14 protein-coding genes and 4 pseudogenes are annotated in these 13,698 nt (G+C 67.4%); 3 read left to right on the top strand and 15 right to left on the bottom strand.

All coding sequences use genetic code 11. The features are described 5' to 3' along the window. The 3 genes and pseudogenes from ACFYOY_RS45385 to ACFYOY_RS45375 form a co-directional block, all read left to right on the top strand. On the top strand, window positions 1–707 hold a 707-nt coding region (locus ACFYOY_RS45385; protein ID WP_359739519.1), incomplete at its 5' end, for an ATP-binding protein. A gap of 575 nt (window positions 708–1,282) precedes the next feature. Continuing rightward, window positions 1,283–1,488, top strand: a pseudogene (locus tag ACFYOY_RS45380) (acyl-CoA dehydrogenase family protein); the annotation flags it as partial. Between the two features lie 23 nt (window positions 1,489–1,511). After that, window positions 1,512–2,387 (top strand): 3-hydroxybutyryl-CoA dehydrogenase, encoded by an 876-nt coding sequence (locus ACFYOY_RS45375; protein WP_330816217.1) that lies wholly within the window; start codon window positions 1,512–1,514, stop codon window positions 2,385–2,387. A gap of 206 nt (window positions 2,388–2,593) precedes the next feature. On the opposite strand, the gene ACFYOY_RS45370 is transcribed toward ACFYOY_RS45375, so the two are convergent. From ACFYOY_RS45370 to ACFYOY_RS45300, 15 genes and pseudogenes are all read right to left on the bottom strand, one after another. Next, window positions 2,594–2,851, bottom strand: coding sequence for a hypothetical protein (locus tag ACFYOY_RS45370; RefSeq protein WP_359739521.1), 258 nt, complete (start codon window positions 2,849–2,851; stop codon window positions 2,594–2,596). An 8-nt stretch (window positions 2,852–2,859) separates the two neighbouring features. Beyond that, on the bottom strand, window positions 2,860–2,997 hold the full coding sequence (locus tag ACFYOY_RS45365; RefSeq protein WP_330816180.1) for a hypothetical protein: 138 nt from the start codon (window positions 2,995–2,997) through the stop codon (window positions 2,860–2,862). A gap of 257 nt (window positions 2,998–3,254) precedes the next feature. Continuing rightward, window positions 3,255–3,814: pseudogene (locus ACFYOY_RS45360) on the bottom strand (2-keto-3-deoxygluconate permease). After that, window positions 3,802–4,134, bottom strand: a pseudogene (locus ACFYOY_RS45355) (2-keto-3-deoxygluconate permease); the annotation flags it as partial. The pseudogenes ACFYOY_RS45355 and ACFYOY_RS45360, both read right to left, overlap by 13 nt. Before the next feature lie 133 nt (window positions 4,135–4,267). Continuing rightward, window positions 4,268–4,987, bottom strand: a complete 720-nt coding sequence (locus ACFYOY_RS45350; RefSeq protein WP_351905302.1) for a dithiol-disulfide isomerase — start codon at window positions 4,985–4,987, stop codon at window positions 4,268–4,270. A gap of 98 nt (window positions 4,988–5,085) precedes the next feature. Continuing rightward, window positions 5,086–5,887 (bottom strand): annotated as a pseudogene (locus ACFYOY_RS45345) (carbon-nitrogen family hydrolase). A gap of 93 nt (window positions 5,888–5,980) precedes the next feature. Then, window positions 5,981–6,907, bottom strand: a complete 927-nt coding sequence (locus ACFYOY_RS45340; protein ID WP_351905309.1) for a cyclase family protein — start codon at window positions 6,905–6,907, stop codon at window positions 5,981–5,983. Next, the gene (locus ACFYOY_RS45335) at window positions 6,907–7,230 is read right to left on the bottom strand and encodes a Dabb family protein (RefSeq protein ID WP_330816186.1); all 324 of its coding nucleotides are present in this window, start codon (window positions 7,228–7,230) and stop codon (window positions 6,907–6,909) included. Before ACFYOY_RS45335 ends, ACFYOY_RS45340 begins: the two co-directional genes overlap by 1 nt. 104 nt (window positions 7,231–7,334) lie before the next feature. Next, window positions 7,335–8,702, bottom strand: coding sequence for an MFS transporter (locus ACFYOY_RS45330; RefSeq protein ID WP_351905313.1), 1,368 nt, complete (start codon window positions 8,700–8,702; stop codon window positions 7,335–7,337). Window positions 8,703–8,781: 79 nt separating this feature from the next. Next, on the bottom strand, window positions 8,782–9,981 hold the full coding sequence (locus tag ACFYOY_RS45325) for an FAD-dependent oxidoreductase (protein ID WP_330816189.1): 1,200 nt from the start codon (window positions 9,979–9,981) through the stop codon (window positions 8,782–8,784). Continuing rightward, complete coding sequence (gene rd / locus ACFYOY_RS45320; protein WP_330816190.1) at window positions 9,978–10,166, bottom strand: rubredoxin; 189 nt, start codon at window positions 10,164–10,166, stop codon at window positions 9,978–9,980. Before rd ends, ACFYOY_RS45325 begins: the two co-directional genes overlap by 4 nt. Next, window positions 10,163–10,492, bottom strand: coding sequence for a hypothetical protein (locus ACFYOY_RS45315; RefSeq protein ID WP_351905317.1), 330 nt, complete (start codon window positions 10,490–10,492; stop codon window positions 10,163–10,165). The genes rd and ACFYOY_RS45315 overlap by 4 nt, the downstream gene beginning before the upstream one ends. 11 nt (window positions 10,493–10,503) lie before the next feature. Beyond that, the gene (locus ACFYOY_RS45310) at window positions 10,504–11,001 is read right to left on the bottom strand and encodes an aromatic-ring-hydroxylating dioxygenase subunit beta (protein WP_330816192.1); all 498 of its coding nucleotides are present in this window, start codon (window positions 10,999–11,001) and stop codon (window positions 10,504–10,506) included. Further along, window positions 10,988–12,220 carry an aromatic ring-hydroxylating dioxygenase subunit alpha gene (locus tag ACFYOY_RS45305; RefSeq protein WP_351905320.1) on the bottom strand — a complete coding sequence of 411 codons (1,233 nt, stop codon included), beginning with the start codon at window positions 12,218–12,220 and terminating at the stop codon, window positions 10,988–10,990. The genes ACFYOY_RS45310 and ACFYOY_RS45305 overlap by 14 nt, the downstream gene beginning before the upstream one ends. Window positions 12,221–12,252: 32 nt before the next feature. After that, complete coding sequence (locus ACFYOY_RS45300) at window positions 12,253–13,329, bottom strand: zinc-binding dehydrogenase (protein ID WP_351905323.1); 1,077 nt, start codon at window positions 13,327–13,329, stop codon at window positions 12,253–12,255. Window positions 13,330–13,698 lie beyond the last annotated feature (369 nt).

Raw genomic sequence — 13,698 nt, 5'->3', positions numbered from 1 at the left:
CAGCGCTTTCCGGTGTTCGTGTCGCCGACTTTTCCAGGGTACTGGCAGGTCCGCTCGTCACCATGACCCTCGGGGATCTCGGCGCTGATGTCATCGATGGGGCCGCTCCTTGCCTTCGTGCTGTAGTCACCGCCGCTTCCATCGATCCACGCCGCGGCGGTGCCCCGGATGGCCGGGTGCCGCCGCGGAGTGACCGGAGCCCTTACCCCTCACATCTGCATTCCGATACCGAACAGATGACTCGAAGAAAGCACGTCATGAGCCATCCAGCCCTCCTCGTAGATACCATCCTGAATTCCGGCAGTACGAGTCGGCTTCTGCCTCTGCCTCAGATCCCAGAAGGACTCGCGTTTGTTCGCCGCCACGCTGAGGCGATCCTGACCAGTTGGTCGGTGCCTGGCGAGGTCGCTGATGATGCTCTCCTGGTGATCTCGGAACTCGTCAGCAACGCCCTTGCGCATGCCCTCCCTCCCGCAACCCTGCGCCTGTCTCTGAACCGAGTCTCCGAAGCGAGCACGCTCGGCATAGCGGTCGTAGACGCGGGTCCCTCCCATGCGACTCTGAAAAAAGAGCGCCCCCCCGAAGAGCATGGTCGGGGTATGGCCATCGTGGACGCTCTGTCGCAGAACCACGGTACGCATGTCCATCCGGGTGGCGCCACGCGGTGGGCGGAGATCGCACTCGGCAGTGTCACTCGACGGATCTGAGAGAAGCCGCGGCAGATGGCGATGCCTGCTGGACTCTGTTGCCCAATTGCTCGTCCGGTGGCGAGTGTGAGACTGCGCCGGGCCTTGGTGGCTCGGACGGTCTGGGCTGAGTGGTTTGCCGGTCCACCATCCGTCAGGCGGACGAGCTTGAGCGCGGTCGCTGTGAAGGCGTGGGCATGGTGGCTTCAGATCTGGCTGGTATAGCGGGTGGGGGCGGACGCCGGTGACAGCATCCTGTGCTGCTCGGACAGTCATCGCCGCAGGTGGCTAGGGTGCGTGTCCGTCCGCTGGGATCATGTCCTCCGTGCAGATCATGCTGCATGCCGATACTCACGGGGGACGCCGCCGAGGCGATCGCGTCGTCGTATGTCGAGGCGAGTGATCCGCCCCGAATCGTCGATCGCGGTGGGCAATGGGTACAACGGTCTGGCCTTCCCGATGCCCTGGTGTGGGTTGAGTCGGCTTGGAGCGGTGATGATGTTGCCGCCAGTCCGTTTCTCCAGGCCGACCGTGCGCCTTGCAACGCAACGGACTATCCACAAGTCCCGCGGTATCGGTAGCGCGTGGTGCGTACCACCTTCTTCGGTGCCGCCGCCAAGTATCACGCCTTTGACGCGGTCATGGAGATCACCATCGGCGCGGTCCAGCTTCTCGGCGGCTACGACTACACCTGCGACTATCCGCTGGAGGCCACGATGCATGACGCCAAGGTCACCCAGATCTACGAGGGACTAACCAGGTCTAGCGCATCGTCATGACCCACAACCTGCTCAATACATGAGGAGTTCCGCAATGTCAACGCATATGAGCGATGTGCGCACCGTAGGCGTAGTGGGCTGCGGGCTCATGGGCTCCGGGATCGCGGAGCTGTGTGCCCGTAGAGGCCTCGACACGCTGGTATACGAAGTCAACGCCCTAGGGGTCGAGAGTGGACGGGAGAAGATTGAGAGCTCTTTGGCTCGTGCGGTGGAGCGGGGCAAGGTCTCCGTGGCCGACCGTGATGCAGCGCTGAAGCGAGTTGCGTTCACCACGGACTTCGCTGACTTCGCCGACCGGGACTTGGCGATAGAGGCGGTGCCCGAGGACGAGGAATTGAAGCTGCGTGTCTTCAAAGAACTTGATGATGCCCTGATTCGTCCCGATGCACTGCTCGCGTCGAACACTTCGTCGATTCCCATCATGAAGCTGGCTGTCGCCACCAAACGTCCTGGTCAAGTGGTGGGCCTGCACTTCTTCAACCCTGTGCTAGTACTCGACCTGGTGGAATTGGTTCCTTCACTGGCGATCGCAGACTCGGCCTGGGACCGTATACGCGCTTTCGCAACCGATACACTGGGCCGTCACGTGATCGTTTCACAGGACCGTGCCGGATTCGTCGTCAACTCTCTGTTGATCCCCTACATCGTCTCGGCGATCCGCATGTTGGAGTCGGGCTTCGCGGTCGCACACGACATCGACGCAGGCATGGTCAGGGGATGCGCCCATCCGATGGGCCCGCTGCGGCTGGCGGACCATATAGGTCTGGACACCACCCTCGCCGTGGCCGAGTCCCTATACGCAGAGTACCGCGAGCCGCACTTGGCTCCCCCGGCACTTCTGTCGCGCATGGTCCAAGCCGGTCACCTCGGGCGTAAGACGGGTGTCGGCTTTTACGAGTACGTTGCCAGCACGACCACATAGAGAAAGCCGCTGAGCCTGGAGGCTGTCGGGCAAAGTCCAACCGGTACCAGACCCAGCTGCAATGGGCGGTCCGTGCCAGCCTGGTCGATCACCACCAAGCTGGGTATCCGGCGGCGGCACGTTTCGGAGCTCGACATGCGGGTCAAGAGGAGGGCTGGCCTACCCGTCTCCGACGCCGTGGGTGCCGAATATTACATCCGTGCTGGTCAAGCGGCGCGTTCGTAGGTGTGGAGAGCGTCACGGAGTCGGTCCTGTCTTCGGATGTCGAGGCGGTTGGGCTGCCCAAGCTCGGTGATGGGCTGGGGGAGTGGACGCAGAGGTGCTGCGGAGTGGAGCGTGCGGTGGAGTCGGTGTTGGTTGTAGAAGGTCTCGTACTCACGGAGCGCGCGGAGGAGATGCGCTTGGCTCCAGATGAGAGTGCGGTCGATGGGTTCTGTTCGGTGGGAGCGGATCCAGCGCTCCATGACTGCGTTCATGCGAGGTATACGGATGCCGGTTCGATGATGGCGGCGCCTTCGTTTTCGAGGAAGATGTCGAAGGCCGTGGTAGATCTGCTGTCGCTGTCCCGGATCAGGTACGGCACGGCTGCGTCGGCACCCTGGAGATCCATGATGGGGGTTCCTGGCGAGTGGTGCGGTCCAGGCTGCGGTGGGGGTGGTAGTTGCATTCAGGATGCCGTGCTCGCGGTGGATCGCCCAGGCGGTAGACGTGGCCATCTTGATGCCCAGGACTGCGAGTTCGCCGTGGATTCTGCGATACCCCCAGGATGGGTTCTCGTGGGCCAGGCGCAGGGGCGCAGTGCGGATCGGGCGTCCGGTGGACGCCCGTCCGCGGGCTGCGACCTGGCAGAAGAGCGTGTCCGCGCCGCTATACGCGGCAAGGGCGTCCTCGCCGCGTGTGCCGGCCAGCCCGGCGAGGTCCCCTCGACGCTCTGATCCTCACGGTGGCAGCGGGAAACTGCCCGAACACAGCCGTAGAAAGACCTTCACGCGTACGCCGACACCTCTCCTTCTCCCCATTGGCTCGCCTGTTGGCCCTTCTGGCGACGACGGAGGTACCGAGTGGAGCCAGGATCGGCGTGACCGCAACGGAGGCAGCGACCAGCACCGCGGCCGAGGCAGCGGCGTCCTGATTGGCCGGGCTGACGTCTGCGACGGCGGCCGGGACCACGATCGCGCCGCTGGTGGTGGTCGCCGCGGCCACCCCGGCGACACCGGCTCCGTTGGTCAGGCGGTCGACCCAGTACAGGAAGACGAAGACGCCCAGCCCGATGCCGAGCACGCCGGCCTTTATACAGCGGTCAGGTCGATCGTGCTGCCGAGAGCGAAGGCGATCACCGGAGCCAGGCCACCGCACACTGGCGAGCGCCAGTCACGCATCCTGCGGTCCAGGTTGCCCAGCACAGCGCCGACGATCAACGGCAACACCGCGCCCAGCACGGCCTGCCAGGGGTAGGCCGCCGGGCCCGCGGGCGCCCAGGGACCATGGTGAAGAAAGGGCCGGACTCGATGGACATCATGCCGTAGGCGGCGGTGTCCTTGGGCCGCGCGAACTGGTGCATGAGCGTGACGAACATCGCTCCGTTGGTGTCGTTCATCGACGCCACGACCGCCAGCACGGAGAGGCCGGCCAAGGCGCCCGAGGTGATCGCATCTTCGCCCAGGAAACGGGCCGCGATCGCACCGATGGCCAGGGCGCTCACGACCTTCGCCGCTAGCAGTGAACCGCCCTTGGCCAGGATCTGACCGGTGTACTTGAAGAAGGGCCCGGCCGAGGAACAGCGGGATCATCATGCTGCCGCCCGGTATCGGATCGAGAGTCGCCTTGATGTGGATCTGCACGATGCGATTCTCCTGCGAAGGTGAAATCCGGCCAGGGAACTAAGCAGCACAGAGTGTGTTCATGAGTTCCGCCGCCCACTTCCGGCGGTATTCATCCACCATCAGCCGCTTCGTATCGCCCTTGTCGAGCCAGTGAGCCACGACACCCGGGTTGTGGAGACTCTCGCCGCGGGCGGTGAACAGGTGGGGGCTGCCCTGTACGTACGGAGTCCGGGCGGTCTCCCATTGCCGGTACACGTCAGCGTGTCCGGCGCCTCGGACCAGGGCCCCGGCCAGCCGCTCTTCGTTCACGCCGGGACAGCCCTCCGCAATGTCGAGAATGACCGAGGGCATGCTGATACACCGGCTTTCCGCGTAGAAGGCTTCGCGAAGCGCCGCGTCGAGTTCGTCGCTCGCGGCCAGGCCGCCGACTTCCGGAATCTTGCAGGCTTGCACCGCCGCCATGGCCGGCAGCGTGGTGACCGGGTACGTCGCATCCTGGGCGTTCCACCGGCGCCAGGCCAGTTCGGGCAACGCCTCGAGGATTGCCTTCACTTCGGTGTCGAGAAGCGGCTTCGGGGTGGGGCGACGGTTGAACAGCTCGAGGGGGAACGCCCGGTGGTCGATGTGCAGGGGTATTCCGCGCAGGCCGGCCTCGGCATGGAGGGTCGCCAGGGCCAGTGTCGCCCAGGGGCAGCCGAGGTCGGACCACACCGTGAGGGTGCGGGGGTCGGGATTGACCAGTTCCCCGGCGCCGGGCGGGGCGGATGCGTCGGTCATCTTCTTTTCCCGTCATGGTCGTTGGAGACGAGCGAGGGCGGGCGGGCGGCACGAGAATGAGCGCCGCCTGCCCTCGCCTGCCTGTGAAGTGACACCCGTCAGTGGATCCGCCTGTCCGCGAGGACAGAGAAATTCCGCCGGTACGCCACGAGTTCGTCCAGGTGGAGGTCGGCGATGAGGCACTCCTCTTTCGACCCACCCTCGGCGAGCACCATGCCGGTGGGGTGGACGATCCGGCTGTGCCCGCCCATCTCGGTGCGGCTGTGTGTTCCGGCGGTGTTGCACTGCACACTGAAACACTGGTTCTCCACGGCGCGAGCCCGGCCCAGGAGCCGCCAGTGCTCCACCCGTGGGGCCGGCCAGGCGGCCGGCACGAGGAAGATCTCGCTGCCGGCGTCGAGCAGTCTGCGGAACATCTCCGGGAAGCGCAGGTCGTAACATGTGGCGAGGCCCAGTACCGCCGTGCCAGTCGTGTTCGTGTCGCGCACTTCGGCGGTGACGATCTCCTCGCCCGCGTCAAGCAGTTTGGGTTCGCCCTCGCCGAAGCCGAAGCGGTGGATCTTCCGGTGGGAGCGGAGTAGGGCGCCGTCGGCACCGATGAGTACCGTGGTGTTGGCCGGGCCCCGGTCCCCCTGGGCAGCGCGCTCCACGATCGAGCTCCCGTGGACGGTCGCCCCGATGTGCTGCGCCGCGGCGGACAGTGCCGCGGACATGGGGTCCGTCCAGGCTCTCGGCCCGTTCCTGCCAGTGCCGGTAGGCGAAGCCGCCGTGTGCCCACAGTTCCGGCAGGACGACCAGATCGGCGCCGTTCCGGCCGCGGACCAGCTCGGCCACTCGCTGGATGCGTTCCGCGACGGGTTCGCTGTCGTCGTACGCGATCTGCAGGGCATGGACCCGCAGCGTGTGCCGGGAGGGTTGGTCCCGGGCGGGTTCCGTACGTGCCGGGGATTCGATCATGGAGGTCTCCTTGTCCTCGGCGTATTCCGCGCGCGGTCAGTCCCGCAGGGCCATCGCCAGCGGCCGCAGCGGGGAGCCCGTCGCACCTCGCAGCTTGATCGGCGCGGCCACCAGGCAGAATTCGTGCACGCCGTCCCGCGCGAGCTCCTCCAGGTTGACCAGTTCGATCATGGGTACGCCGGACTCGGTGAGGAAGTGGCAGTGGCCGGGCAGCCAGTTGTCCTCGTGCTCCGAGGGCCCGACCTCCACGCATTCCTGGTCGGCCGCGACGGCGATGATCCCCTGGTCGGTGAGCCACCGGCAAGCGTCCAGGCTGAGGCCGGGGGGCGCGCCGAGGACCTTGTCGCCGTTGGGCCAGAACGCCATGCGTCCCGTATGCACCATGGCCACGTCGCCGGCTTCGAGGGTGAGTTCCTGGCGCTTCAGGGCCCGGCGGCAGTCGTCCGCGGTGATGGAGTACGAGTCCGGCAGGCACTCCACCTCCTTCAGGGCGGCGATGTCGAGCAGCACGCCGCGCGCGACGATCGGCGGGATCTGTTCGGCTCCACCCCGGTTCCAGTGGCGGCTGCCGAGGTGTTCCTCGGCAGTGAACCCGTTGTAGATCTTGCCGTCGACGCCGAAGTGGTTGAGGGAATCGATGTGGGTGCCGGTGTGGGTGTACATGAAGATGACGTCGCCGGAGTAACAGACGTTCCGGTTGATGTCCTCACCGACACCGTTGAGGTTGTCGACCGCGGTGCCCTGCGGGGTGTGGCTCATGAAGATCTGGTACGAGGGGTCGCCGGCCGCCTGGAAGGACGGCATCCCGATGAAGTAGTCGATGCTCAGGTCGTAGACCCGGCCGGCGTCGGCGCGGGACATGATCGCCGCCTGGGAGGCGGGGGTCATCCGGTTCAGGGCGCCGAGCTGGTCGTCGGGACCGTACGGGCTGGAGCCGACCTGGACGTTGGCCTCGATCGTCATCAGGCTGCCCTCTTGTCCTTCGCGTCCTGCTTGCCCTTCTCTGCGTCCACGACGGCGCGATCGGCGACGAGCGGCTTGAGCTGGGCGACGATCTCGATGTGGAACGGGTGGAGGGAGTACTCCTCCAGGCCGGCCCAGTCGTCGAAGTCGGAGATCAGCATCCCGTCCCAGGGGGCGCCGTTGTCGCCGGGGTCGCCCTTGTGCTTGCCGATTTCCCAGCTGCGCAGTGAGGGGATACGGGTCGAGAGCTGGCTGAGCAGGTCGATGACCTGGTCGGGGTCGGCGCCGGGCGCGAGCTTCCAGAGGAAGACGTGACGGATCATGGCGTGTACTCCTTGCTCGAAATGGCTCCCAGGCGGGAGCGGCGGGGGATTCCGGGTCCGCAATTCCGTGATGAGGACGGGGTCCGCAGGCACCTGACCATGGGTCAGGCCAGTTCCACGTCCTTGGTCTCGGGACCGAGGAGGGCGCCGACCGTGGTCAGCAGGCCGCCGAGGGTCAGCAGGACGATGGGCGTGTATTCGTAGGGCATCAGGTCTTCCAGCCACAGCATGTAGAAGCTGTAGAAGGAGGGGATGACCAGCGAGAAGCTGTAGGCGACGCCGTATCCGGAGGCCCTGACCCGGGTGGGGAACGCCTCCAGGAGGTAGACCGTGGCCACTCCATAGGGGCCGATGGCGACGACCAGGCCGATGGTGTACATGGCGGTGGCGGCGGCGAGGCCTCCGCCGGTGCCGAGAGTGTGGAGGGTGGCGTAGAAGGTGAGGGCGGCGACAGTCGCGGTGGCGATTCCGGTGATGATCAGGACGCGGCGTCGGCCGAAGCGCTGGCCGAGCACTCCGTAGAGGAGGTAGCCGGCGAAGAGGAAGATGTTGGCGACGAGGAGCGCGACGGTCACCGCGTCGGCGTCCTGGCCGAGGGACGAGATGAGCAGTCCCGACACGGGCGTGACGATGGACTGCACCGCGAACCACAGCCCGGTCATCAGGGTGAAGACCTGGAGCAGGCGCCGCGCGTTTTCCCTGGCGAACAGCTGCTTGAGCGGTGTCTTCGCCTTGGTTTGATTGGTGGTGGCGGCGGCCTTCTCCCAGACCTCCGACTCCTCGACGGAGCGGTAGAAGTACCAGAAGAACGCGACGCCGAGCAGCCCGCCGATGACGAAGGGGATACGCCAGCCCCACTGCACGTACGCGGAGTCGAGGCCGTCTGAGGGTAGGAGCTGGAGCAGGGGCAGCGTGACGGCGGAGATCGCGATGTAGCCGATGGGGTAGGCGCCGGCGATCAGGGCCCCGACGAAACCGCGCTTCTGAGGGGGACACGTCTCCAGGGCCAGGGGGTTGGCGCTGGTGTACTCGCCTCCCATGAACACGCCGCCGATCAGGCGGAGCCCCATCAGGGCGATGAGCCCGCCGTACCCCCAGGTCTCATGGCCGGGCAGGGCCGCCATCAGCAGGGTGGCCACGGTGAACCCGGCGACGGCGATCAGCGTGGAGCGGCGACGGCCGATCCGGTCGCTGAGGCTACCGAACAGGGCGGAGCCGATGGGCCGCCCGATGAGGGTGCAGGCGAAGGTGAGATAGAACAGGGTGGTTTCGAGCGACCCCGAGATCGAGGCGGGCTGGAAGTAGTGGATGGCCGGGGCGAGGGCCACTACGGGGAGGTAGATGTCGTAGTAGTCGACGGCGAAACCGAAGAACGCTGCCCTGGTCGCGCGGCGTGACCGGTTCGACGTCGGCGACCCGACGGGGGCTGGTGCGGGACTGATGGCCGTCGCTCTGCTCTGTGTACTCTCCATGGGGCGGACTCCTGCCTGGATCTGGACGGTGCGAAGAAGGGCCGGTGTGGGGTCCGTGCGTTGGGGCGGTGCGGTGCCGTCAGCAGGGCGTCGGCCGGGTGAACGGGCTGCCGATCAGGTTCCGGGCCCGGTCCAGATCGGCCGGACGGCCTGCCGTGAGCGCGCCGACGACACGGCCGGCGAGCTCGTACCAGACGGTGAAGTCCCCGTCGTCGAGGGAGCCGTCGATGCGTTCGCTGTCCCAGGTCGGGGCGGCACCGACGTACTCCAGGCGGAGCCAGTCGCTCAGATCGGTCCAGAAGTAGGGGACCTCGGCGTGCGGGGCGGGCTTGCCGAGCATGCCCCGGGCGGCCGTGACGCCCTGCGCCTGGGCGTGGCGTTCGTGCTCCACCCGGACGTGCTGTCCGTGGATCGGGCTGAGGAACTCGCACACGTCGCCGGCCGCGAAGACGTCCGGGGCGCTGGTGCGCAGCTCCGCGTCGCACAGGAGGCCGCCGGTGGCGCCGATGGTGAGGCCGGCGGTGGCGCCGAGCCTGGCGTCGGCTGTCGCGCCGATGCCGACGACCACGAGGTCGGCGGGGAGCTTGCGGCCCGCGTCCGTGACCACTTCGCCGACCCGTCCGGTTCCGGCGAAGGCCGACACGTGCTCGCCGCAGACCAGGTCCACGCCGCGGGAGCGCAGCAGACCGGCGACGGTTGCTGCGACGGTGGGGCCGAAGGCGGTGTGGAGCGGGGCGGGCTCCGGCATGACCAGGGTGCAGTGCATGCCGAGTGCCGTCAGCGAGGCAGCGGTCTCGACGGCGATGAAGGATCCGCCGACGATGACGGCGTGCCGGGCGCCGTGGGCCTCTTTGCGTAGCCGGTGCGCGTTTCCGGGGGCGCGCAGGTAGTGGATGCCTTCGAGAGCGGCACCGTCCACCCGCAGCCTGCGGATCCCCGCTCCGGTCGCTAGCAGTGCCTTGTCGTAGCCGATGACGGTGCCGTCGTCGAGGGTGGTGGTGTGGGCGGCGACATCGAGCGAGGCGACGGCGGAGCGGGTGCGCAGTCGGATGCTGTGGGTCTGCCACCAGTCGTCCGCGTACACGGCCGGGTCGTGGCGGTCGGCGCCAGGGCCGAGGAGGTCCTTGGTGACCGGCGGCCGGTGGTAGGGGGCGAGAGGTTCTCGGGTGACGAGGTCGACGGAGCCGGTGAAGCCCTGTCGGCGCAGTTCGGCGGCGGCGGACGCGGACGCGACGCCTCCACCGATGAGCAGCATGTCGGTACGGCTGGTGCCGCTCATGCCTCGGCCTCGGACATCGGCTCGTAGTCGGACTTGCGGGCGCCGCAGACCGGACACATGTAGTCGTCGGGAAGGTCCGCGAACGCGGTGCCGGGCGCGATGCCGGCCTCGGGGTCGCCGAGGGCGGGGTCGTAGATGTCCCCGCAGGCCATGCAGATCCACTTCTGGGCGGTCTTCGTGTTCATGAGGTGCTGCCTTCTCCGTGCTCGGGGGAGGGTTCGGAGCTCCATCGGGTGCGGCTGGGGTCGAGGAGCGGATCCAGGTCCTGGTGGCGTGACCAGGCGAGGGATTCGAGTTCGAGGGCGTCGAGTTCGACGCTCTGCCGAGTGCGCAAGTCCTCGATCCGGAGGCGGGAACGGCCCTTCCCGGATGCGTGCACAGTGACCGCTACGGCCGCGAATTCGTTGCGGATCACGAGGCGCCCGGCGTCGGGTTCGAGGGCCTCCTGAAGGCACCTGATCCGGGTTTCCTCGGCGGCGGCGGTCTCGGCGTCGGAGGGTATTTCCGTCACGGTCCGCCGCCTCACAGCGGCAGGCTCAGGTTGCCGAAGTGGCCGTCGACGTCGACGAGTTCCACCTTCTTCTCCCGGATGAGGAATCCGTCTTTGCTGCGGCGCAGCCGGTAGCGGCACCGGCCCGCGTAGAGCATCCGCGCGCCGCGGCGGAACTCGGCGACATGGAAGACGGACTCGGCCAGGACCTCGTCGTCCGGGTGCCCGGGCGGGTTTTCCAGGACGCGGACGTTGCCGATCGTCCGTGCCGTACGGGAGCGGGGCTCCTGCGCGTAGGCGAGGCCGCTGTCGAAGCGCCAGACCCGTTCGGTGAGGAAGCCGATGTCGTCGCGGACCAGCGACACCTCGCGGGTCGGGTCGATGTCGTTGCGGGCGGCGGGGATCCAGTAGAGGGTGTCCTCGGTGAACAGGGCGAGCCAGCCGGCGAAGTCCTGGGCGTCGAGGAGTGCCGCCTCGTCGTACAGGAATCGCTGCACGGCGAGTTCGAGGGTGGTGTCAGTTGCCGTCATGGTCGGCCTCCATGAGTTCCAGCCAGCGGCGCAGGTAGGCTCGTTGGGGCACTTCGTCGGACGAGGTGCCGTAGCGCAGTCCGGTGACCTCGTCGGTCTTCTCCCGATGCAGGCCGCGGCTCATCAGGGTGTAGTCGGCGGGGGAGGCGGAGCCCTCGATGCCCGCGGTGACGCGGTCGAAGGCGACCTCGACGTCGTCGGTGGACCCGAAGCCGGAGGGCCCGTAGAAGATCTCGTGGTCGCGCAGGATGCGGGTGCGGGTCTCCTCGTCGGCGCCGCGCGGGAACATCGGGTAGAGGTAGACCCAGGTCTCGTCCACCGACCGCGGGACGACCAGGCGCAGGTGCGCGCCCACGAAGGCGAGGCTGGGGAAGACGTTGAGGTTGAACGGGATGAGTTCGCCGATCGCGATGGCATGGGTGTTGGTCGCGGTGCCGGACAGCGGGCCGAACTCATGGACGGCGTGGCCGCCGCCCAGGTCGATGCCGCGCCAGTCCGGATTGGTCCTGACGTGCTTCACCCAGGGGCTGCTCTTGCCGTTGCGCTCCTTGAGGATGTCGAGCCAGCTCTGGTGGGTGAAGGAGAAGTGGTACGGGTCGATGGTGTTCTCGATCTGCAGCTTCCAGTTACCGCGGAAGACCATCTTGTGTGCGTTGGCGGTGGACTCCGGACCATCCCCGCCGATCTCGGCGATGAAGTCGAGGTAGGTGCGGGCGTTGCCCAGGTACTCGTCCAGCGGCGGCACGTCGGCGGCGAGGCTGGCGAAGATGAGCCCGCGGTAGGTCTCCACGCGGGGCACGTGGACGAGGCCGAAGGACGCCTTGTCGAAGTCGTCGCCGTAACCGTCGTCGAACGGGACGCCGACCAGTTTGCCGCCGGAGTTGTAGGTCCAGCCGTGGTAGGCGCAGCGGAAGAAGTTGGCGTTTCCGGTGTCGCGCTGGCAGACCGAGGCGCCGCGGTGCCGGCACCGGTTGTACATGACGTTGATCGTGCCGTCGTCCGCGCTGCGGTTGACGATCACCGGCTGCCGGCCGATGTACGCCGTGCGGTAGTCGCCCGGATCGGGTATCTCGCTCTCATCGCCGACGAACACCCAGGTGCGGCCGAAGACGGAGGTCATCTCACGTTCGAAGATCTCGGGGTCGCGGTAGATCCTGCTGCTGACCCGCCAGTCGTCGGTGATGAGGGGGGCCTTGGACCCTGCGCTCGGTGAAACCATGTGCCTGTCCTTCCGGGGTATTTCGGGGCGGGTCAGGGGATCACCACGGAGCGGATGGCCGAGGCGTCCTGGCCGGAGAACGTGAGGGCCCGCTCGGTCTGCTCGATCGAGAACCGGTGGGTGTTCAGCCGCTCCAGCGGGTATTTGCCCGACTCGATGAGACGGAGAGTCGGCGGCACGGCCCGGCTGGGGCGACCACGCACCCCGCGGAAGGTGAGCACCTTGCGGTTGAGGGCGTCGACCAGGGCCTCGGCACCGCCACCGCCGTCCTTGGGCAGGCCGACCTGGATCACGGTGGCGCGGTCGCCCGCGACGGCGACCACCATCTCCAGCGCCGCGGAGGAGTCCGCAGTGTTGATCACGGTGTCGGCGAGCCGTCCGCCGGTACGGTCGGCCACCTCGGCGGTCACCTCCTCGACGGAGCCGGCGAGGGTGAGGTCGGCCCCCAGGGCCTTGGCGACCTCCAGGCGGGGTACGTCGCCCGGCCGTCCGACAACGACCACCAGACCGGCACCGGCCTCGCGTGCGCCGACGACGCACGACAGGCCGTGCGGGCCGGGCCCGACGATCACCACTGTGCCGCCGGGCGGCAGTTGCCCGACGCGAGAGACCCAGTCGAGTCCGTTCGACAGCGGGATGTACAGCTGGACGAGCTCGGCCGACGGCTCCTCGGCGACTTTGTGCACGATGGCCTGCGGGTGCAGGTAGACGTAGTCGCTGAAGGCGCCGTAGAGGCCGCTTCCAATGTGGATCGACTTGCCCCCGTAACGGGGTACGTCGCACATCTGGTAGGCGCCCGCCAGGCAGGAGCGGCAGGTCCCGCACGGGAGGTACTCCTCCACGACGATCCGGTCGCCTTCCTTGACGCCCCAGCGCCTGCTCGCCTCCGGCCCGATCTCGACGATCCGGCCGACGAACTCGTGCCCGAGGACACACGGAAGTTCGTAGTACGGGTTGACGCCGTGATAGGCGGCCATGTCGGTGCCGCAGACGCCGGTGGCCTCGACCTTGAGCAGACCGTCGTCCCAGCCGACGGCCGGCAGTGGAAGGGTCTCGATCCGGAGGTCGCCGGCGCCGTGGAGCACGGCCGCCCTGCTGGTGTTGGCCATGGGGGCTCTCCCATTCGCTGAAACAGGGGCGGCGACATCAATCCGGTGCGCATACCGCCCATGATGTATACAACCTTGCTTCTTGGTGAGGTGATCGAAGTTCATTGATCCGCGGTCCCGCTGTCGATTCGACCCGCCCTCGACGCGCGGCTACAGCAGATAGAATTCTGTTTTCAGGACCTTGAAGGCTGGGCAACCCGTCTGTCAAGGGGTTGCGGCAGACATGTCGCTCGGTGAAGATGACGTCAATGCGGAGGGGTGGACTGTCGATGGAGCCGCCGTAGTGATGCTCCCGCGGGGGCGACGGTCGCCCCCTTCGTCGCAAGTTGCATACAACTCTGGCTCCGATGGTCCGGCTGCAGCACGGGC

It is taken from the genome of Streptomyces sp. NPDC007875 (assembly GCF_042868035.1).
GTDB lineage: Bacteria > Actinomycetota > Actinomycetes > Streptomycetales > Streptomycetaceae > Streptomyces > Streptomyces antimycoticus.
The sequence above is the reverse complement of the archived record's forward strand: the minus strand, read 5'-3'. Positions and strand labels throughout refer to the sequence as shown.